Origin of the sequence: Limimaricola cinnabarinus LL-001 (assembly GCF_000466965.1) — a bacterium.
Classification (GTDB): Bacteria; Pseudomonadota; Alphaproteobacteria; order Rhodobacterales; family Rhodobacteraceae; genus Limimaricola; species Limimaricola cinnabarinus.
The window spans coordinates 1-20522 of sequence record NZ_BATB01000060.1 but is presented as its reverse complement, the minus strand read 5'-3'; the positions used below and the strand labels follow the sequence as shown (position 1 = coordinate 20522).

At 70.0% G+C, this 20522-nt stretch carries 15 protein-coding genes, 1 tRNA gene and 2 pseudogenes; 14 read left to right on the top strand and 4 right to left on the bottom strand.

Going from position 1 to position 20522, the window contains the following annotated elements:
- The 3 genes from MBELCI_RS21085 to MBELCI_RS15475 form a co-directional block, all read left to right on the top strand.
- Positions 1–1227, top strand: a 1227-nt coding sequence (locus MBELCI_RS21085; protein ID WP_158497400.1) for a COG4223 family protein, incomplete at its 5' end; no start/stop codon positions are given.
- Between the two features lie 10 nt (positions 1228–1237).
- Positions 1238–2806 (top strand): heme biosynthesis protein HemY, encoded by a 1569-nt coding sequence (locus tag MBELCI_RS15480; RefSeq protein ID WP_021695192.1) that lies wholly within the window; start codon positions 1238–1240, stop codon positions 2804–2806.
- A 42-nt stretch (positions 2807–2848) separates the two neighbouring features.
- Positions 2849–2924: transfer RNA gene (locus tag MBELCI_RS15475), tRNA-Thr, on the top strand.
- A 68-nt stretch (positions 2925–2992) separates the two neighbouring features.
- On the opposite strand, the gene MBELCI_RS15470 is transcribed toward MBELCI_RS15475, so the two are convergent.
- On the bottom strand, positions 2993–3544 hold the full coding sequence (locus tag MBELCI_RS15470) for an ActR/PrrA/RegA family redox response regulator transcription factor (RefSeq protein ID WP_021695191.1): 552 nt from the start codon (positions 3542–3544) through the stop codon (positions 2993–2995).
- Positions 3545–3596: 52 nt separating this feature from the next.
- Positions 3597–4223, bottom strand: coding sequence for an SCO family protein (locus tag MBELCI_RS15465; protein WP_021695190.1), 627 nt, complete (start codon positions 4221–4223; stop codon positions 3597–3599).
- Positions 4224–4365: 142 nt separating this feature from the next.
- Between MBELCI_RS15465 and regB the strand changes: the two genes are divergently transcribed.
- The 10 genes and pseudogenes from regB to hslU all read left to right on the top strand — a co-directional run bounded on the left by regB (position 4366) and on the right by hslU (position 18385).
- Positions 4366–5712, top strand: a complete 1347-nt coding sequence (gene regB, locus MBELCI_RS15460) for a sensor histidine kinase RegB (RefSeq protein ID WP_045320298.1) — start codon at positions 4366–4368, stop codon at positions 5710–5712.
- A gap of 98 nt (positions 5713–5810) precedes the next feature.
- Positions 5811–7409, top strand: coding sequence for a PAS-domain containing protein (locus MBELCI_RS15455; RefSeq protein WP_021695188.1), 1599 nt, complete (start codon positions 5811–5813; stop codon positions 7407–7409).
- A 48-nt stretch (positions 7410–7457) separates the two neighbouring features.
- Positions 7458–7925: a tRNA (adenosine(37)-N6)-threonylcarbamoyltransferase complex ATPase subunit type 1 TsaE gene (gene tsaE / locus MBELCI_RS15450; RefSeq protein WP_021695187.1), complete on the top strand. Its 468-nt coding sequence runs from the start codon at positions 7458–7460 to the stop codon at positions 7923–7925.
- Positions 7918–8865: an aminoglycoside phosphotransferase family protein gene (locus MBELCI_RS15445; protein WP_021695186.1), complete on the top strand. Its 948-nt coding sequence runs from the start codon at positions 7918–7920 to the stop codon at positions 8863–8865. The genes tsaE and MBELCI_RS15445 overlap by 8 nt, the downstream gene beginning before the upstream one ends.
- A complete protein-coding gene (locus MBELCI_RS15440; RefSeq protein ID WP_021695185.1) occupies positions 8862–9563 on the top strand; it encodes a nucleotidyltransferase family protein in 702 nt (233 codons plus the stop codon). Before MBELCI_RS15445 ends, MBELCI_RS15440 begins: the two co-directional genes overlap by 4 nt.
- Positions 9550–12558, top strand: coding sequence for a double-strand break repair protein AddB (gene addB / locus MBELCI_RS15435; protein ID WP_235047665.1), 3009 nt, complete (start codon positions 9550–9552; stop codon positions 12556–12558). Before MBELCI_RS15440 ends, addB begins: the two co-directional genes overlap by 14 nt.
- Complete coding sequence (gene addA, locus MBELCI_RS15430; RefSeq protein WP_021695183.1) at positions 12555–15929, top strand: double-strand break repair helicase AddA; 3375 nt, start codon at positions 12555–12557, stop codon at positions 15927–15929. The genes addB and addA overlap by 4 nt, the downstream gene beginning before the upstream one ends.
- A 58-nt stretch (positions 15930–15987) precedes the next feature.
- Positions 15988–16307, top strand: a pseudogene (gene trxA, locus MBELCI_RS15425) (thioredoxin).
- A gap of 192 nt (positions 16308–16499) precedes the next feature.
- Positions 16500–17054 carry an ATP-dependent protease subunit HslV gene (gene hslV, locus MBELCI_RS15420; RefSeq protein ID WP_021695181.1) on the top strand — a complete coding sequence of 185 codons (555 nt, stop codon included), beginning with the start codon at positions 16500–16502 and terminating at the stop codon, positions 17052–17054.
- Between the two features lie 32 nt (positions 17055–17086).
- Positions 17087–18385, top strand: a complete 1299-nt coding sequence (gene hslU, locus MBELCI_RS15415) for an ATP-dependent protease ATPase subunit HslU (RefSeq protein ID WP_021695180.1) — start codon at positions 17087–17089, stop codon at positions 18383–18385.
- On the opposite strand, the gene MBELCI_RS15410 is transcribed toward hslU, so the two are convergent.
- Positions 18382–19170 (bottom strand): metallophosphoesterase family protein, encoded by a 789-nt coding sequence (locus tag MBELCI_RS15410; RefSeq protein ID WP_021695179.1) that lies wholly within the window; start codon positions 19168–19170, stop codon positions 18382–18384. The two genes, hslU and MBELCI_RS15410, sit on opposite strands and share 4 nt — an antisense overlap.
- Entirely contained in the window at positions 19167–20105 is a 939-nt protein-coding gene (locus MBELCI_RS15405) for a diacylglycerol/lipid kinase family protein (protein ID WP_021695178.1), read from the bottom strand. The genes MBELCI_RS15410 and MBELCI_RS15405 overlap by 4 nt, the downstream gene beginning before the upstream one ends.
- A 121-nt stretch (positions 20106–20226) precedes the next feature.
- Between MBELCI_RS15405 and MBELCI_RS15400 the strand changes: the two are divergent.
- Positions 20227–20522 (top strand): annotated as a pseudogene (locus tag MBELCI_RS15400) (MFS transporter); the annotation flags it as partial.

Sequence of the window (20522 nt, the reverse complement as noted above, 5' to 3'; positions counted from 1 at the left end):
ACTCCGGCCACTCCGGCCACGAGCGCCGCCGGGGCGATGCCTGCGGTCAAGCGCAGCCCGCGCCTCGGCGAGGAAACCGATGGCGCCGCGACGGCTCCAACCGAACCGGCCTCCTCCACGTCCGGCCCCAAGGATGCCGCCAAGCCGGATGCCGACGAAGGCCGCTCGGGTGACGACACGTCTTCGACCCGCTCCACGCCCCCACGTAGCAGTGCCCGGTTTCAGGACCCGCACAACGCCCCGAGCAAGGCCTCCGGCTTCGGCGCAGGCCTGCTCGGCGGTCTGATCGCCGCGGCGCTGGGCCTCGGTGCGGGTTGGCTCTGGCTCGACCGCAGTTCGCGCGCGGATGATTTCGACACGAGGCTCGGCAGCCTTGAGCGGGAGGTCGCACCACTCGCCGACGGTCTCGATGGGCTGCGCGGCGAAACCGAGGCTGGCCTGAGCGCGCTCGACGCGCGCCTTGGCAGCACCGAAACCGGGCTGGCCGACATGGCGGGCCGGATCGACGCGCTCGACGCCCGCCTCGTCGATGCCGAGAACAGCGCCGGGCCCGAGGGCACGCTGGCGCGCGAGGCCGTCGCCCGCTGGCAGGCCGAGGTCGACGCGCTGCGCGCCGATCTCGAGACACAGGCGCAGGAGATCGCCGGCATGGCCGAACAGGCCGCGCAGGAGGTCTCTGCCGCCGAGCGCACCGCCGAGCAGATCGAGGCCGAGGCCGCCGCCGTCGCCGCCCGCGCCCGCGCCCGTGCCACGCTGGCCGAAATCGAGGCGGCGCTGGAGACGGGCGAGCCCTATGCCGCCCTGCTCGAAGAGCTGCAGGCCACCTCTCCCGCCGGGATCCCCGATCCTCTCGTGGCCCCCGCCGCCGAGGGCGTGGCGAGCCGCGCCGAGCTGATCGAGAGCTTTCCCGAGCCCGCGAGGCTGGCGCTCGCCACTGCGCGGCGCGAGGGGCTGTCGGGCGAGGAAGGCGGCCGCGTCGCGGGGTTCTTCCGCGACACGCTGCAGCTGCGCTCCACCGCCCCCGGCGACGGCGCGACCACGGATGCCGTGCTGTCGCGCGCCGAGGCCGCGCTGCGCGATGGCCGCCTGACCGAAGCCCTGGCCGAGATCGAGGCCCTGCCCGAGCCGGTGCGCGAGCCCTTGGCCGACTGGCTCGTCCCGGCCCGGACCCGCGCCGAGGCGCTCGCCGCCGCCGATACCCTGTCGCAATCCCTGACCGAGAACTGAGGCGCCGCACATGCTCCTGTCCCTGATCAAGATCCTGGTCTTCGTCGCCGTCGTTGCCGGCCTCACCTGGGGTGCCGCGCGGCTCACCGACGTGACCGGCGGGGCCGAGATCGCCATGGCGGGCTACGAGGTCACCCTCGGGCCGCTCCAGCTGGTGCTGGCCATCGCGCTCCTCGCCCTTCTCGGCTGGCTCCTGTTCAAGGCGCTCGGCTTTCTGCTGGCGCTGGTGCACTTCATCAACGGCGACGACACCGCCGTCAGCCGCTGGTTCTCGCGCTCGCGCGAGCGCAAGGGCTACAAGGCGCTGGCCGACGGCATGATCGCGCTGGCCTCCGGCGAAGGCGAGACGGCGATGGCCAAGGGCCGCCGCGCCCAGCGCTACCTGCGCCGCCCCGAGATCACCTCGATCCTCGTGGCACAGGGCGCCGAACTGACGGGCGACCGCAAGACCGCCGAAGGCGCCTACCGCGAGCTGGTGCAGATCGACCGCACCCGTTTTGTCGGCATCCGCGGCCTGATGCGCCAGCGTCTGGCCGATGGCGACACCGACACCGCGATGAAGCTCGCGCGGAAGGCTTTCGAGCTGAAGCCGCGCCATGTGGAGACGCAGGACACCCTGCTTCGCCTGCAGGCCGAGGCACATGACTGGTCCGGCGCGCGCGCCACGCTCGATGCCAAGCGCCGCTCAGGCAGCCTGCCGCGCAACGTCGCCAAGCGGCGCGACGCGGTGCTCGCACTCTCCGAGGCGCGCGACGTGATCGACGAGACCGCAAGCATCGAGATGCGCGAGAAGGCGATCGAGGCCAACCGGCTCTCGCCCGACCTGATCCCCGCCGCCGTCATGGCCGCGCGCAGCTACCTCGCCGTCGGCAATACCCGCTATGCCACCCGCGTGGTTCGCAAGGCGTGGGAGGCCGAGCCGCATCCCGATCTCGCTCAGGTCTTTGCCGAGATCGCGCCCGAAGAGGACGCGCAGGCCCGGCTCAAGCGGTTTTCGGTGCTGGTCAAGGCGCGCCCCGACCACCCCGAGACCCGGATGCTCGAAGCCGAGCTTCTGATCGCGGCCGAGCAGTTCAACGAGGCGCGCCGCGCCTTGGGTGATCTGGTGGAGACCGACCCGACCGCGCGCGTGCTTACCCTGATGGCCGCGATCGAGCGGGGCCGCGGCGCCGACGACGCGGTGGTGCGTGGCTGGCTGGCGCGGGCGCTGACCGCGCCGCGCGGCCCGCAATGGGTCTGCGAGAACTGTCATAACGTGCATCCGCATTGGGAGCCGGTCTGCTCCAACTGCCACGCCTTCGACACGCTGACCTGGACCCGTCCGGCCGAGGGTGGCACGCCCCTGCCGCGCGGCACCGAGATGCTGCCGCTGATCGTCGGGGGCAGCGCCGGCCGGACCGATGCCCCCGTTCCGGCGGTGCGCGAAGGCGCGGCCACCGCCTCGCCCCTCCCCGCCCGCGAGAGCGCCTCGCCCGCAGCTGCGACCTCGCCGGTTGACGAGGCCGAGATCGTCGGTGCCGAAACGGTGACGGCTTCGGACAGGACCGAGGCCGAGGCGGTGACGGCGGCACGAAAATAGCCCTTTTCCCGCCGCCGCCCGGGTGCTAAGAGGCGCCCGGGCGCCGCTGTAGCTCAGCTGGTAGAGCACGTCATTCGTAATGATGGGGTCGGGGGTTCGAGTCCCTTCAGCGGCACCACCGCACAAGCGGTCACATGAAAAAGGCGCGCCCCCGGGCGCGCCTTTTCTTTTTCCGGCAGGTGTCTTTCAGCGCGGGCTGCGCTTGGCGAGGATGCGCTGCAAGGTGCGGCGGTGCATGCCCAAACGGCGCGCCGTCTCGCTGACATTGCGGTCGCACAGCTCGTAGACCCGCTGGATATGCTCCCAGCGTACCCGGTCCGCGCTCATCGGGTTTTCGGGCGGCGGCGGCAGCGCGTCGCCGCGGGCCAGAAGCGCGTTGGTCACCTCGGTCGCGTCGGCGGGCTTGGACAGGTAATCGGTGGCACCGATCTTGACCGCCGCGACGGCGGTGGCGATGGCGCCATAGCCCGTGAGCACCACGATGCGCGCCTCGGGGCGGCTCTCGCGCAGCGCCTCGACCACGTCGAGCCCGTTGCCGTCCTCGAGCCGCAGATCGACCACCGCATAGGCGGGCGGAGACTGCGTCGCGATGCGCCGCCCTTCCTCGACCGTGCCGGCCATGGTCACCGCGAAGCCGCGCTTTTCCATCGCCTTGCCGAGACGCTTGAGGAAGGTCTCGTCGTCATCAACGAGCAGCAGGCTCGGGTCCGGGCCCAGATCGATGGTCTCCGCGTTCATGGACAGCTCTCCTTCCGGGCGTTCTCGAAACCTAGCTTCGCATGGCGCCGGGTCAATCCGCCGCCTCGACGAGGCAGGCGGTGCGCTGCGCCACCTCCTCGGGGCCGTCGTCGCGGCCGAAGAACTCGACCGTGCCCCGGCCCGGCAGCGCCAGATAGGTCATCGTCTGGTGGTTCATCAGGTAATAATCGGGGTCTTCGTCGGCGCGGGCGTAATAGGTCGAATAGGCCTTGGCCGCCGCGGCGATCTGCGCCTCGCTGCCTGACAGACCGACCATTTCGGGGTGCATGTTGGCCGCATAATCGCCCATCACCTCGGGCGTGTCGCGCGCCGGATCGACGGTGATGAACACCGGCTGCGCGTCGATGCCGTGATCCTCGGCAAGGATGTCGACGGCGGCAGCGTTGCGGGCGTTGTCGATCGGGCAGACATCCGGGCAGGAGGTATAGCCGAAATAGATCAGGCTCGGCTCAGTGATGACATCGGCGTCGGTGACCTCGCGGCCCGCCCCGTCGATCAGGGTGAAGGGCCCACCGAGACGGTTGAATCCCCCCGCGACATTGCCGGTGCGGCAGGCGGCGAGCCGGTCCGAGGGGGCAAGGATCGTCGTGGCGATGAGCGCGCCGCCCATCAGGGTGGCGACGATGCCGGCGGCGGCGATGGCGACGGGGCGCTGCATGGAAACTCCTGTGAGACGGACCATACGCTGGGGCATGGGGCGGGCCGCCGCATTGATGGCGGCGCGGGCCCTGCCTATCAATGGTCCTCATTGACGCACAAGCCGGAGCCGCGCCTTGCCCCTACCCGACACCGAACTGGCGATGCTGCGCGATCAAGGCCGGCGCAACCGCGTGCGGCTCAAGACCCAGATCCTGCTGCGCTGGATCGCCGTGGCGGGGCAGACCGGCGCGGCGCTGGTGGCGGCGCTGGTCTACGGGCTGGTCTTTCCCACCGGCCTTGTGGCGATCACCATCGGGGCGGCGGGCATCGCCAATCTGCTCGCGGCGTTCCTGCTACCGGCGACGCGGCGGCTGAGCGAGGGCGAATCCACCGCGATGCTGGTCTTCGACATCGTCCAGCTTTCGGTGCTCCTGTGGCTCACCGGTGGGCTCGACAACCCCTTCGCGCTGCTGATGCTGGCCCCGGTGACGATCTCGGCCACGATGCTGCGGCTGCCCGGCGTGCTCCTGATCGGTGGGCTGGCGCTGGTGTCGGTGACGGTGCTGTGGCTGTGGAGCCTGCCGATCCTGTCGCCGCAGATGACCGCGCTTTCCTCGCCCGAGCTGCTGCGCTTCGGCTTCTGGCTGGCGCTGGCGACCGGCATCACCTTTATCGGTCTCTACGTGCGGCGGGTGACACTCGAGCGGCAGGCGATGGGCGACGCGCTGGCGGCCACGCAGCTGGCGCTGGCGCGCGAGCAGAAGCTCACCGATCTGGGCGGCGTCGTCGCCGCCGCCGCGCACGAGCTGGGCACGCCGCTGGCCACGATCACCCTCACCGCCGCCGAGCTGGCCGACGATCTCTCGGACCAGCCCGAGCGGGCCGAGGACGCGGCGCTGATCCGGGCCGAGGCGATGCGATGCCGCGACATCCTGCGCTCCATGGGACGGGCCGGCAAGGAGGACACGCATCTGCGGCAGGCCCCGCTCGAGGCGGTGGTACGCGAGGCCGCCGAGCCGCATCTGGCCCGCGGCCGCGAGGTCGTCTTCGCGGTGGGGGCCGAGCCGGAGGCGACCGGGAGCGCCGAGGCGCAGCCGGTGATCCATCGCCGCCCCGAGATCGTGCACGGGCTGCGCAACCTGATCCAGAACGCTGTCGATTTCGCCGGGGAGCGGGTCGAGATCGACCTGTCATGGACCCGCGACAGCGTGATGGTGACGATCGAGGATGACGGGCCGGGCTTTCCGCCCGGCCTGATCGATCGCATCGGCGATCCGTTCATGCGCTCGCGGCGCAGGCCGGGCTACGAGGGCATGGGGCTGGGGCTGTTCATCGCCAAGACGCTGCTGGAGCGCTCGGGCGCGCGGCTCAGCTTCGCCAATGGCGGCGAGCGGCTGCGCGCCAGCGGCGCGGCCGCGGGCGGTGCCATCGTCATGGTCGCATGGCCCCGCGACACGATCGAGGCGCAGCCTGCAATCGGCGCGCCGAATCCGTATTTCCTGCCCTGACCGAGACCGGTTCTGCCGATGAGCGGCGATTAACGCCTGATTAATGTTTCCTGCGCAGTCTGGCCAAACACCCGTCACAGTTGCGTGTGGAGATGCCTTTGAGCTCCGTTGCCCCCTTGCTGGTCGTCGTCATCGTATCGACCGTTTCGGCGACGGCGATCGTGATCCTGCTGTCTTGGGTGACGCACATGGATTGGGGGCGGCGGGCCTCGCCCCGCGCGGCGCGCAGCGTGTTCCTGTTCGACGGCGAGTGTCTCGTCGATGCCAGCCTCCCGGCGCGGCGCCTGCTCGACCGTCTCGAAGGATCGGGTACCGAGCGCGCCTTGTTGTGCGACCTGCTAGAACACCGATTCCCGGGGTTGGTCGCCCGGCTGGAGACGGTCCAGGGCGATGGCAGCTTCCGGCTCAGGGCGAATGGCGGTTTCGGCCAGATCGAGGTCGAGCACTGGAACGGTTTGCTGCGCCTGACCCTCGATTCCGAAGGGACAGGGGACGCGCCGGTCGATCCCATAGCCTTCGCGGCCCTGCAGGACGAGCTTGAGACGCTGCGCTGCATCGGTGAGGACGCGCCGCAGCTGATCTGGAAGCTCGACGAGGGCGGGCGGCTGAGCTGGGCCAACCGGGCCTATATGCGCCTTGCGGAACGGATGTCCGGCCCGGCCGAAGCCGCCACCGACTGGCCCCCGGCCGAGCTGTTCGAGACCTCCGATTACGCTCCGCTCGGCACGGGGGCCGAATGCTGCCGGGTCAGCCTGCTGCTGCCGGGCGAGGAGCGGCACTGCTGGTACGAGATCACCCGTCTGCGGCGCGGCACCGAACGCGTGCATTTCGCGCTCGACGTGACCGGAATCGTCGAAGCTGAGCAGACCCGTCGCAAGTTCATCCAGACCCTGACCAAGACCTTCGCGCAGCTCGCCATCGGCCTTGCCATCTTCGACCGTGATCGCAAGCTCGTGATGTTCAATCCCGCATTCCACGACCTGACCGGCCTGCCCACGGCCTTTCTCAGTTCGCGCCCGCAGGTGCAGACCGTGCTCGACCGTCTGCGCGACCGCAGCATGCTGCCCGAGCCCAAGGATTACGCCAGCTGGCGCGAGCAGGTCGCCGCACTCGAGGCGCAGGCCACGCGCGGCACCTATTGCGAGACGTGGTCGCTCCCCGGCGGGCAGACCTACCGCGTCACCGGGCGGCCGCATCCCGACGGCGCGGTCGCCTTCCTGTTCGAGGATATCAGCGCCGAGATCTCGCTTACCCGGCACTTCCGCGCCGAGATCGAAACTGCCCGCGCCGTGCTCGACACCCTGCCCGAGGCAATCGCCGTCTTCTCGGCCAGCGGCACCCGGTTGTTGCACAACGGCGCCTACGAGGATCTGTGGGGCGCGCCCGACCCGGGCCTGTCCGAAACCGGTCTGCTCGACGAGATCGTCCGCTGGCAGAACATGATCGCCCCGACCCCGGTGCTGGGAGAGCTGCGCGATTTCGTCACCGCCTTCGGCGAACGCGCCGAGTGGTCCGACCGGCTTCGCCTTTCCGACGGGCGCGGCCTTTGTTGCCGCTTCACCCCCCTGCCCGGCGGCACGACCATGACCAGCTTCTCGCCCGAGACGCCGGACCGGTCCCGCCTCTCGGCGCAGACCCTGACCACCGGCGAAGAGCCGCGCGACGGCAAGGAGCCGATCCGCCTGCAAAGGGGCTGACCCGGCGTTTCGGCTTGCAGCACACGGCCCAGCGCCTAGGTTGCGGCCATGAGCCTCCTTGCCGGTCCGATCTTCCTTCCCGACGAATCGCACAGCCTCGCGCTGGCGCGTGCCTTGGCGCCGCATCTGCGGGCAGGCGACACGCTGTTGCTCTCGGGGCAGATCGGCGCGGGCAAGAGCTTTTTCGCGCGCGCCCTGATCCGCGCGCGCACCGGCAACCCCGACGAAGAGGTCCCCTCGCCCACCTTCACCCTCGTGCAGAGCTATGACGCGCCGGGCGCCGAGATCTGGCATTGCGATCTCTACCGCCTGTCGGACCCGTTCGAGCTTGTCGAACTGGGCCTCGAAGAGGCGATGGGCCGCGCCATCTGCCTGATCGAATGGCCCGACCGCATGGGCGACATGGCCCCGCCCGAGGCGCTGTCGCTGGCCTTCGAGGCGCGGCCCGACGGGCATCTGCTGAGCATGTCCGGCCCCGAGGTTTGGCACGCGCGCCTGGAGCTTGTCCTTGCCTGAGATCGACGCCTTCCTCGCCCGGCACGGGTTCGGGTCCCATGCCCGCGCGCCGCTGGCGGGCGATGCCTCGACGCGGCGCTACGAACGGCTGACGGCCCCGTCAGGCGAGAGCCTGATTCTGATGATCTGCCCCACCGACACGCTCGCGGCGCTCGACGCCTTCGTCGCCGTGGCGCGTCATCTTTGCGGCCTCGGTCTCTGCGCCCCGGCGATCCACGCGCTCGACCGCGATGCGGGCCTCGCGGTGATCGAGGATCTGGGCCCCGTGCAGGTCGCACAATGGGCCGAGGCGCATCCGGGCGACACCGCCCCCTACGAGACCGCGATCGACGTTCTGGCCCGGTTGCAATTGGCGGCGCCGCCCGCCGGTCTCTCGACGCTCACCCCGGGGGTCGGCGCCGAGATGATCGCGCCACTGGGCGAGTGGTACGCGCCCGGCCTCGACCTCGACCCGCTGCAATCGGCCCTGCGCGACGCGCTGGAGCGGCACGCGCCCGAGGCTTCGGTGCTGGCGCTCCGGGACTATCATGCCGAGAACCTGATCTGGCGGCCCGAGCGCGCGGGCACCGACCGGATCGGCCTGCTCGATTTTCAGGACGCGCTGCGCGCGCCGCCGGAATACGATCTCGTCTCCTTGCTGCGCGACGCGCGCCGCGACGTGTCGGAGGATCTGCGCGCCGCGATGATCGCCCGTTTTGCCAGCGCCACGGGCCGCGATGCGAAGCAGGTCGCCGCCGCCTGCGCCGTGCTGGGGTTGCAGCGCAACCTGCGCATCCTCGGCATCTTTGCCCGCCTTGCCCGACGCGACGGAAAAACCCGCTATCTGGCACTAATGCCCCGCGTCTGGAACCAGATCCGCGCCGATCTGCGCCACCCGGCGCTGTCCGGCGTCGCCGCCTGCGCCGCTGCCATCCCCGCCCCCGAGGAGACCGCCGCATGACCCCCCAAGGGACGCCCAGCGCCATCATGATCTTTGCCGCCGGCCTCGGTCGCCGCATGGGGCCGCTCACTGCCCAGCGCCCAAAGCCCATGGTCGAGGTCGGCGGACGGCCCCTGATCGACCACGCGCTCGATCTCACCGCGCCGCTGATGCCGCTGCGCCGCGTCGTCAACCTGCACCACCGGGGCGAGGTGCTGCGCGATCACCTCGCGGGCCGCGACGTGATCCTGTCGGACGAGACCGACAAGCTGCTGGAGACCGGCGGCGGCCTGCGCAAGGCGCGCCCTCTGCTCGGGCCCGGTCCGGTCTATACGCTGAATTCGGACGCGATCTGGTCCGGGCCGAACCCGCTCACCGCGCTGAAGCGCGCTTGGGACCCGTCTCGCATGGAGGCGCTGCTGCTGCTGCTCCCGCGCGAGAACGCGATGGGTCATACCGGTCCGGGCGATTTCCTCGTCGATGCCGAAGGGCGGCTCTCCCGCGGGCCGGGACATGTCTATTCGGGGGCGCAGATCATCCTGCCCGACGGGCTCGACGCGATCCCCGAGGAGGCGTTCTCGCTGAACCTGCTATGGAACGAGATCGCGGCGCGCGGGCGGCTCTATGGCGTCGTCCATGATGGGCATTGGTGCGATGTCGGCCGCCCCGACTGCATCCCGATCGCCGAATCCATGCTGCAGGGCGATGATGTCTTCTGAGAGCTTTCCCGCCGCCACACCTTTCTCGGAAACCGGCCCCTTCTCGGATACTGGCCCCTTCTCGGATGTCGGCCCCGCCCATCTCTACGCCCTGCCCTGCGGCGTCGATTTCGCCGAAGGGCTGGTGGCGGGGCTGCGCGCGCGCTTTGGCGACGAGGGCCCCGAGGCGATGGCCCGCATCACCGTCTATCTCGGCACCAACCGGATGCGCCGCCGGGTGCGCGACATTTTCGATCAAGGCCCGGCGACGCTGCTGCCGCGGCTGCGGCTGATCACCGATCTGGCCCTCGACCCGCTGGGGCCGGAACTGCCGCTGCCCGTCGCCCCCCTGCGTCGCAGGCTGGAGCTGACGCAGCTCGTCTCCCGGCTGATCGAAGCGCAGCCCGACCTTGCGCCGCGCGCGGCGCTCTACGACCTCTCCGACAGCCTCGCCGGGCTGATGGACGAGATGCAGGGCGAGGGGGTCGCCCCCGACGACATCGCGAATCTCGACGTCACCGACCTTTCGGGCCATTGGGCGCGCTCTTTGCAGTTTCTCAACATCGTCAACATCTGGTTCGGCCCTGACGCCGCCCCCGACCGGGAGGCGCGGCAGCGCATGGCGGTGGAGCGCCTGATCGCGACATGGGCCGAGGCGCCGCCCGCCGACCCGGTGATCGTCGCGGGCTCCACCGGCTCGCGCGGGGCGACGGCGCTGCTCTTGCAGGCCGTGGCGCGGCAGGAGAAGGGCGCGGTGGTGCTGCCCGGCGTCGACATGGACCAGCCCCAGGACGTGTGGGAGCGGCTCGACGAGGCGCTCGCCGCCGAGGACCACCCGCAGTTCCGGTTTCGCCGGATCCTGCGGATGCTTGACATGGAGGCGGCCGACCTGCGGCTGTGGCACGACACGCCCGCCCCCTCGCCCGCGCGCAACAGGCTGGTGTCGCTGTCGCTGCGCCCGGCACCCGTCACCGACCAGTGGCGCGACGAAGGGCCGGAGCTTGGCGATCTCGGCCCCGCGACCGAGGGGCTGACGCTCTTGGAGGCGCCCTCGCCCCGGATGGAGGCCGAGACCATCGCGCTGCGCATGCGCGCCGCCGTGGACGAGGGCAAGACCGTGGCGCTGGTCACGCCCGACCGGATGCTGACGCGGCAGGTTTCGGCGGCGCTCGACCGCTGGGAACTCGTTGCCGATGACAGCGCGGGCGTGCCGCTGCCTCTGACCCCGCCGGGGCGGTTCCTGCGGCTGGTGTCCGAGATCATGGGCGAACGGCCCGGCCCGGCGGCGATCTTGTCGCTCCTGAAGCATCCCTTGTGCCATTCGGGGCGCGACCGGGGCCCGCACCTGCTGCGCACGCGCGAGCTCGAGCTGGCGCTGCGCCGCGAGGGGGCGGCCTATCCCGAAGCGGCGCTCCTGACACGCTGGGCCGAAAAGACGGGCGAGCGTGACACCGGCCGCGTCGTCTGGGCCGACTGGCTCTGCGAGGCGCTGGGCCTCGTGCCCGAGGCGGGCGACAAGCCGCTGTCCGAGCATCTCTCCTGCCACCTGAAGCTTGCCGAATGCCTCGCCTCCGGTCCCGGGGCCGAGGGCAGCGGCGGGCTGTGGGACGAGGCGGCGGGACGTGCGGCGCGGCAGGCCTGCGAGGGGCTGGCCGAACATGCCGAGGCGGCGGGCGAGATGGGCATCCGCGACTACCGCTTGCTGTTTCTCGGCGTGCTGCGCCGGGTCGAGGTGCGCAACCCCGATATCGGCCACCCGCAGGTGCTCATCCGTGGCACGCTCGAGGCGCGGGTGCAGGGCGCGGATCTGACCATCCTCGCCTCGATGAACGAAGGCTCGTGGCCCGAAGCGCCGCCGGCCGATCCGTGGCTCAACCGCAAGATGCGGGCGCAGGCGGGGCTGTTGCTGCCCGAGCGGCGCATCGGGCTTTCGGCGCATGACTACCAGCAGGCGGTGGCGGTGCGCGAGGTCTGGATCACCCGCTCGACCCGCTCGTCTGACAGCGAAACGGTGCCCTCGCGCTGGATCAACCGGCTGACCAACTTGCTTGAGGGTCTGCCCGATCAGGGCGGGCGCGCGGCATTGGCCGAGATGCGTGCGCGGGGCGCCGACTGGCTGGCGCGCGCGACGGCGCTCTCGGTGCCGCAGTCCCGCGTGCCCCCCGCGCCGCGCCCGAGCCCGCGCCCGCCGGTCGCGGCCCGGCCCGACCGGCTCTCGGTCACGGCGATCCGCACGCTGATCCGCGACCCTTACGCGATCTATGCGGGCCGCGTGCTGCGGCTGCGCGGTCTCGACCCGCTGACGCCCAACCCCGACGCCGCGCTGCGCGGCACGGTGCTGCACGAGGTGTTCGAGCGGTTCCTGAAGGATGGCATCGCCCCCACCGATCCGGCCGCGCGCGCCCGGCTGATGGAGGTCACCGAACAGGTGCTCGAGGCGCAATGCCCCTGGCCCACCGTGCGCCGCCTCTGGATCGCCCGGATCGCCCGGATCAGCGACTGGTTCCTGACCACCGAGGCCGCGCGGCAGGCGCTGGCCACGCCGCGCCATTTCGAGACGGACGGTGCGGCCGTGATGGAGGATCTGGGCTTCACCCTGACCGCGCAGGCCGACCGGATCGACGAAGGCCCCGAGGGCCTGCGCATCTACGACTACAAGACCGGCAAGCCGCCCACCGTGCCGCAGCAGAAGAGCTTTGAGAAACAGCTTCTCTTGGAGGCCGCGATGGCCGAGCGCGGCGGTTTCAAGGATGCGGGCAAGGCCCGTGTCGCGGGCGCCGCCTATATCGGCCTCGGCGGTCAGGGCACCACCGTGCCCGCGCCTTTGGACGAGATCCCGCCAGATCAGGTCTGGGCGCAGCTGCGCGACCTGATTGCGCGCTGGCAGGAGCCGGATCGCGGCTATTCGGCCCGCATGGCGATGATGAGCGACAAGGACCGCAGCGATTACGACCACCTGTCGCGCTTTGGCGAATGGGACTTCTCGCAGGACGCCCGAGGGGAGGATGTCGGATGATCCGCGACGACGCGACCGAGCGGCAGGTCCGCGCCGCCGATCCGACCAATTCGACATGGCTTTCGGCCAATGCGGGCTCGGGCAAGACCCGCGTGCTCACCGACCGGGTGGCGCGGCTGCTGCTCGACGGCACCGATCCGCAGAACATCCTGTGCCTGACCTACACCAAGGCCGCGGCCAGCGAGATGCAGAACCGCCTGTTCCGGCGGCTTGGCGAATGGGCGATGATGGAGGATGCCAGCCTGCGCGACGCGCTGGAGCAGCTCGGCACGCCGCAGGCGATCACGCTGCGCTCGGCCCGTACGCTGTTCGCCCGCGCGATCGAGACGCCGGGGGGCCTGCGCATCCAGACGATCCACTCGTTCTGCGCGGGGCTCTTGCGGCGCTTTCCGCTCGAGGCCGGGGTCAGCCCGCAATTCACCGAGATGGAGGACCGCACCGCGCAGCTTCTGCGCGCCGAGGTGGTCGACGCGATGGCCTCGGGGCCGGAGCGGTCGCTCGTGGATGCGCTGGCGTTTCAGGCCCCCGAGGGCGATTTCGACGATCTGCTGCGAGAGATCACCGGGCGGCGCGAGGCGTTTCTGGGCGCGCCCGACGACGAGGGGCTGGCGAGGTATTTCGACCTGCCCGCCGGGCTGACGCTGGCGCGGTTCTACGACGTCTGTCTCGATCCGGATGATCTCGACACGCTGGGCGCGCTCAGGGTGCTGCTGCGCAAGGGGTCGGTGACGGATCAGAAGGCCGCCGACAGGCTCGATGCCGTCGATCTGAAGGCCGCCCCCGATGCGGGTCTGCTCGATCTTCTCGAAAACCTGCTGCTGTTCGGCGCCAGCGCCGCCGCGCCCTTCGGCGCCAAGATCGGCAAGTTCCCCACCAAGAAACTGCGCGAGAGCGACCCTTCGCTGATCGAGCGGCTCGACGATCTCATGGCCCGGATCGAGGAGGGGCGCGCGACGCGGCTGACCCTGATCGCCCTCGAAAAGACCCGCGTTCTCGACGCTTTCGCCCGCGCCTTCGTGCCCGCCTACGAGCGGCGCAAGCTTTTGGGCGGCATGCTCGACTTCGACGACCTGATCGGCAAGGCGCGCAAGCTGCTGACCGACCCGGCGGTGGCGCAATGGGTGCTGTTCCGGCTCGATGGCGGCATCGACCATATCCTCGTGGACGAGGCGCAGGACACGAGCCCGGCGCAATGGGCGGTGATCGAACGGCTGGCGCAGGAGTTCGCGGCGGGCGAAGGCGCGCAGCCCGACCGCCGCCGCACGATATTTGTCGTCGGCGACAAGAAGCAGTCGATCTATTCGTTCCAAGGCGCCGATCCCGAGGGTTTCGACCGGATGCAGCAGCACTTTGCGCAGCGGCTCGAAGCGGCGGGCGCGGGGCTGAACCGGCTCGACCTCGAACATTCCTTCCGGTCCTCGGAGGCGATCTTGCGCGCCGTGGACGCGACCTTCGTGGGGCCGCATCGCGAGGGGCTGGGCAGCGAGGTGCCGCACCGGGCCTTCAAATCGGCGATGCCGGGCCGCGTCGATCTGTGGCCGCCGGTCGAAAAGCCCGACACCGAGACCGAGGAGGAGGATTGGACCAACCCGGTCGACCGCCCCGGCGAGACCGACCCCTCGGTGGTGCTGGCGCGGCGCATCGCCGACGAGATCGCCCGCATGAAGGCCGAAGAGACGATCCCGGTCGAACGCGGCCATTCGGGCATCTACGACCGTCGCCCGGTGAGCGAGGGCGACGTGCTGATCCTCGTGCAGCGGCGCTCGGCGCTTTTTTCCGAGATCATCCGCGCCTGCAAGGCCAAGGGGCTCAACGTCGCGGGCGCCGACCGGCTGCGCATCGGCGGCGAGCTGGCGGTCAAGGACATCGCGGCGGTGCTGCGGTTCCTCGCCCTGCCCGAAGACGACCTGTCGCTGGCCTGCGCGCTGCGCTCGCCGCTCTTGGGCTGGAGCGAGAACGACCTCTATCGCCTTGCGCAGGGTCGCCCCGGCCATCTCTGGCCGCAACTTCGCGACGCCCGGACGCGCTACCCCGAGACCCTGTCCGTGCTCGACGACATGCGCCGCCAATCCGACTTCCTGCGTCCCTACGACCTGATCAACCGGCTGCTCTTGCGCCATGACGGCCGCCGCCGCCTGCTGGCGCGTCTCGGCCCCGAGGCCGAGGACGGGATCGACGCGCTGCTGTCTCAGGCGCTCTCCTACGAGCAGGCGCAGGTGCCGGGGCTCACCGGTTTTCTCGAATGGCTCGAGACCGACGACCTGGAGATCAAGCGGCAGGCCGAATCCGCGGGCGACCGCCTTCGAGTGATGTCGGTGCACGGGGCCAAGGGGCTCGAGGCGCCGATCGTGATCCTGCCGGACAGCGCCAAGCGGCAGGTGAAGCTGAACGACAGGATCTATGCGGCGGGTGAGGCGCAACTCTGGGCCGCCGGGCCGTCGGCGGCGATGCCCGAACCGATGCGCGAGCTGCGCGAGGGGCTGATCGACGCGCAGGAGCGCGAACGCCGCCGCCTCCTTTACGTGGCGATGACGCGGGCCGAAAGCTGGCTCATCCTCTGCGCGCCCGGCGATGTGGGCGAGGCGGGCGAAAGCTGGCACGCGACGGTGGCCGAAGGGCTGGAGCGGATCGGGGCCGAGGCCATGCCGATGCCGGGCGGCGAGGGGCTGCGCTATGCCCATCTCGACTGGGCCTGCGGGGAGAGGCTGGCACCGCGCGCCGAGGCCACCGCCCTGCCCGCGCCGCCGCGCTATCCCGCCGTGGTCCTGCCCGACGCCGCCCAAGCGACGCTGTCGCCCTCGGATCTCGGCGGTGCCAAGGTGATGCTAGGCGACAGCGACCCCGACGAGGGCGAGGCGGCGCGGGCGCGCGGCACGCTCATGCACCTGCTGCTCGAACACCTTCCCGCCCTGCCCGAGGCCAGCCGCGAGGCGCAGGGCCGCAGGCTTCTGGCCAATGCCGAGGAGGCCGCAGAGGTCGAGGAGACCGACAGCCTGCTCGCCGATGCGCTGGGCCTCGTCGGCGCGCCGGGGCTGGAGCGGGTCTTCGCCCCCGGCACGCTGGCCGAGGCGGGGATCACCGCCGCCCTGCCCGAGCTTGGCGACAGGCGGTTGCACGGCGCGATCGACCGGCTGGTGATCGCGCCCGACCGGGTGCTGGCCATCGACTTCAAGACCAACCGCATGGTGCCGGGGCGCGCGGAGGACACGCCCGAGGGCATCTTGCGGCAGATGGGGGCCTATGCGGCGATGCTGGAGCGGCTCTGGCCCGACCGGCGGGTCGAGGTGGCGGTGCTGTGGACCGCCCAGGCGCGGCTGATGCCCCTGCCCCGCGATCTCGTCATGACGGCGTTGCGCCGGGCCGCCCATTGACGCGCCTGATGCGCATCCTTACCTCTCTCATCCAAACCGAGACCCAAGGAGAGCCCCGATGGCCACCGTTGCAGTCAACGACGCGAATTTCGACGCCGAAGTGCGTCAGTCCGATGTCCCCGTGGTGGTGGACTTCTGGGCCGAGTGGTGCGGCCCCTGCAAGATGATCGGCCCCGCCCTCGAAGAGCTTTCGAACGAGTATGGCGACCGCGTGAAGATCGTGAAGGTCAACGTGGACGAGAATCCGAACTCCCCCGCGCAGCTCGGCGTGCGCGGCATCCCGGCCCTGTTCCTGTTCAAGGATGGCGAGATCGTCTCGAACCGCGCCGGCGCCGCCCCCAAGGCCGCGCTCAAGGCTGGATCGACGAGTCGATCTGATCCGCCTCGCGGAGTGTCGATCAAGGCGCCTTCGGGCGCCTTTTTCGTGTCTGCACAAGGCTCTGAGGCGGGCCAAACTTGCCCTTTCCGACCTCGACCCCCATATCGGCCCGGATGGTGGCGGGGCGTCCCTTCACCTTTATCGAATTACGCATGGCGCGCGGGTCACTGCCCGCCGCGACAGGAGGCAAGATGAGCGACGACTTCCCCGGCTGGCACGGCACGACCATCATCGGTGTGCGCAAGGGCGGCAAGGTGGTGATCGCGGGCGACGGCCAGGTGAGCCTCGGCCAGACCGTGATCAAAGGCACCGCGCGAAAGGTGCGCCGCCTCTCTCCGGGCGGTTACGAGGTCATCGCGGGCTTTGCCGGATCGACTGCCGACGCCTTCACCCTGCTGGAGCGGCTGGAAAAGAAGCTCGAGGCGACGCCGGGGCAGCTGGCGCGGGCCAGCGTCGAGCTGGCCAAGGACTGGCGCACCGACAAGTATCTGCAGAAGCTTGAGGCGATGCTGATCGTTTCGGACGGCAAGGATCTTCTGGTCATCACCGGCGCGGGCGACGTGCTCGAGCCCGAGCATGACGTCACCGCGATCGGATCGGGCGGCAACTTCGCGCTGGCCGCCGGGCGCGCGCTCATGGAGACCGAGATGGACGCCGAGGCCATCGCGCGCCGCGCCATGGCGATCGCCTCCGACATCTGTGTCTACACCAACGGCAAACTGACCGTGGAGACGCTCGAGGCCTGAGGCCTCGCGTCATCCCCAGACGAGGACATCCCATGACCGACCTGACCCCCCGCGAGATCGTCTCCGAACTCGACCGCTTCATCATCGGCCAGAAGGAGGCCAAGCGCGCCGTCGCCGTGGCCCTGCGGTCGCGCTGGCGGCGCAAGCAGCTCGGCGCGGACCTGCGCGACGAGGTGTATCCCAAGAACATCCTGATGATCGGCCCCACCGGCGTCGGCAAGACCGAGATTTCGCGCCGTCTGGCCAAGCTGGCGCGCGCGCCTTTCCTCAAGGTCGAGGCGACCAAGTTCACCGAAGTGGGCTATGTCGGCCGCGACGTGGAGCAGATCATCCGTGATCTGGTCGATGCCGCGATCTTCCAGACCCGCGAGCAGATGCGCGAAGACGTGAAGGCCAAGGCGCATGAGGCCGCCGAGGCACGGGTGATCTCGGCTATCGCGGGCACCGACGCGCGCGACCAGACCCGCGAGATGTTCCGCCGCAAGCTGAAGGGCGGCGAGCTCGACAGCACGATGATCGAGGTCGAGGTGACCGACACCTCGAACCCGATGCAGGGTCTCGACATCCCCGGCCAGCCCGGCGGCATGATGAATCTGGGCGACATCTTCGGCAAGGCGATGGGCGGTCGCAAGGTCAAGAAGCGGGTGACGGTGGCCGAGAGCTACGAGCTGCTGATCGCCGACGAGGCGGACAAGCTGCTCGATGACGAGACGGTGACCAAGGCCGCGGTCGAGAACGTGGAGCAGAACGGAATCGTGTTCCTCGACGAGATCGACAAGGTCTGCGCCAAGGCGGATGCGCGCGGCGCCGATGTCAGCCGCGAGGGCGTGCAGCGCGACCTGCTGCCGCTGATCGAGGGCACCACCGTCTCGACCAAGCACGGCCCGATCCGCACCGACCACATCCTGTTCATCGCGTCGGGCGCGTTCCACGTGGCCAAGCCTTCGGACCTCTTGCCCGAGCTTCAGGGCCGGTTGCCGATCCGGGTCGAGCTGCGCGCGCTCACCGAAGCGGATTTCGTGCGCATTCTGACCGAGACCGACAACGCGCTGACCCGACAATACGCGGCCCTGATGGGCACCGAACAGGTGACGGTCGAGTTCACCGAAGGCGGCATTGCCGCGCTGGCGCGGATCGCGGCCGAGGTGAACCGTTCGGTCGAGAACATCGGCGCACGCAGGCTCTATACCGTGCTGGAACGGGTGTTCGAGGAGCTGAGCTTCACCGCGCCCGACCGCGCGGGCGAGAGCATCAAGGTCGACGAGGCCTTCGTGGAGGAGCATCTGGGCGAGCTGTCGCGTTCGACCGACCTGTCGCGCTACGTGCTCTAGACCTCGCGCCAGACCCCCTTGGCCTTGGCGAAGCGGGCGGTCTGGATGATCTTGAAACGGGGCTGATTCTCGGCCCCGTATCGCTCCACCTTGATGGCGCCGGGCTCGATATGGAGTAGGTTGAAGTTGTTGGTCTCCTCGCGGAGCCGAGACGACAGCCCGGTGCCCGCTTGCACCAGAAGCACGCCCGGTGCCGCGGTGAGGGGCGCCACGGCGGCGTTATGAAGATGCCCTGACAGCACCACGTCGGCCCCGCAGCGGCCCAGACAGGCCACCGCCGCGCGCGCCCCGCGCATCAGTCGCTTTTCCGTGCCCGGATCGTGTTCGAGCGGATGGTGCATCATCGCCAGATGCGTGCGCCCGTCGATCTGACCCTCGAAGGCGTCGCAGACCCGGCGGATGGTGCGGCGGCTGATCTTGCCCGACTGCCACGCAAAGCGGTTCACCGTGTTGACCCCGACAAGGGCCAGCTCGTCATCGAGGAATTCGGGCTCCAGATCCTCGTCGATCAGGCGGCGATAGCGGGCAAAAGGCTTCACGAAGCGCAGCCACGGATTGTCGATCGGCGTGTCGTGATTGCCCGGCACAGCGAGCACCGGCATCTCCAGATGCGCGATGAAGGCGGCGGCCTGCTCGAACTGGCTTTCGCGGGCGCGCTGCGTCAGATCGCCCGAGAAAGCCACGACATCGGGCGCAAGCCGGTTGATCGCCTCGATCAGCGGCTCAAGCAGGTCCTCGCGGGTGCGGCCGAAATGCAAGTCGGATATGTGCAGGACCCGCCTCATGCCGCCGCCTCGTCGCCGGGGGGCGGCGTGAAGATGCGGAACGCGTCGCGCACCATGGTGAATTCGAGCGGCCCGTCCATCAGGAACTTCTCGCCGTCGCAGGCGACGAGCTGGCGCTTGCGCTTGGTATGGATCACCAGCCGGTCGGCGCAGATCAGTTCGAAATCCTCGCCAAGCCGCATCTGCTTGACCGCGAGGCGCAGCGCATCCGACAGGAGGCCCAAGCGGCCGACATCCGGCGTCACGAAGACCGAGAAACCACCATCGCGGATGCAATCTGCACCCTGCAGGCCGAAATGTTCGAGCTGGAACGCCGAGCGGGCGGCGAAGACCAGCGGCGTGCGGAAACGGCGGCGCTGCCCCTCGACCTCGATCTCGACCTTGAGGGGGCGGCGAAAGCGCCAGAAGGTCTTGAGCACCGACCAATGCGCGGCGATGCGGCGTCGGCCCCAGCGGCGATAGACGGTCTCGCGTTCTTTCAGGATCGCGGGATAGACCCCGATGCTGGCGTTGTTGAGGAACAACCGGCCGTTCACCGCGCCCAGATCGATGGTCTGCGCATGGCCCGCGGCGATGACCCGGGCCGCGCCTTCGGGGTCCTCGGGGATGTCATAGCCGCGCGCAAAGAAGTTGAAGGTGCCCAAGGGCAGCATGCCCAGCGTGCAATCGGTGCCGTTGAGCGCCGAGGCCACGGCCATGATCGTGCCGTCGCCGCCCGCCGCCACCACGGTGGCATAGCCGTCGCGCACCGCGGCGCGCGCGGTTTCGGTGATGTCGCTTCCCTTGACGTGGCACAACTCCGCCTGCGGGCCGAGCACCTTCATGGCCAGATCGATGGCCTCGGCCTCGCGGCTGTTGCGACCCGAGTGATCGTTGCAGATCACGCGGATACCGGCCCGGTCCTGGGCGGGTCGGGCTGCGATGGGGTCGGACATGTCCGGTGGACTCCTTCGAGGGTTCGCCCGACAAACGCTTGGAGTCGGGGAAGGTTTCGAACCGTACGGACTTCCCCTCGGCCATCTTCGTTGCCACCAATGCGCTGAAAGGCGGTCCTCCATGAGCTTCTTGCGTTTCGTGCGCGACAATGCGTCCTTCCTTGCCGCGGGGGCATTGCTGAGCTTCAGCTCGTCTTTCGGCCAGACCTTCTTCATCTCGGTCTTCGCGGGCGAGATCCGCGCCGAGTTCGGGCTGAGCCACGGCGCGTGGGGCGGAATCTACACGCTCGGCACGACGGCGTCGGCGCTGGTGATGATCTGGGCCGGCGGGCTGACCGATCGGTTTCGGGCGCGGCGTCTGGGGCCCGCGGCGATGGCGCTGCTGGCCGTCGGCTGCTGGCATGGCGGCGCTGCCGG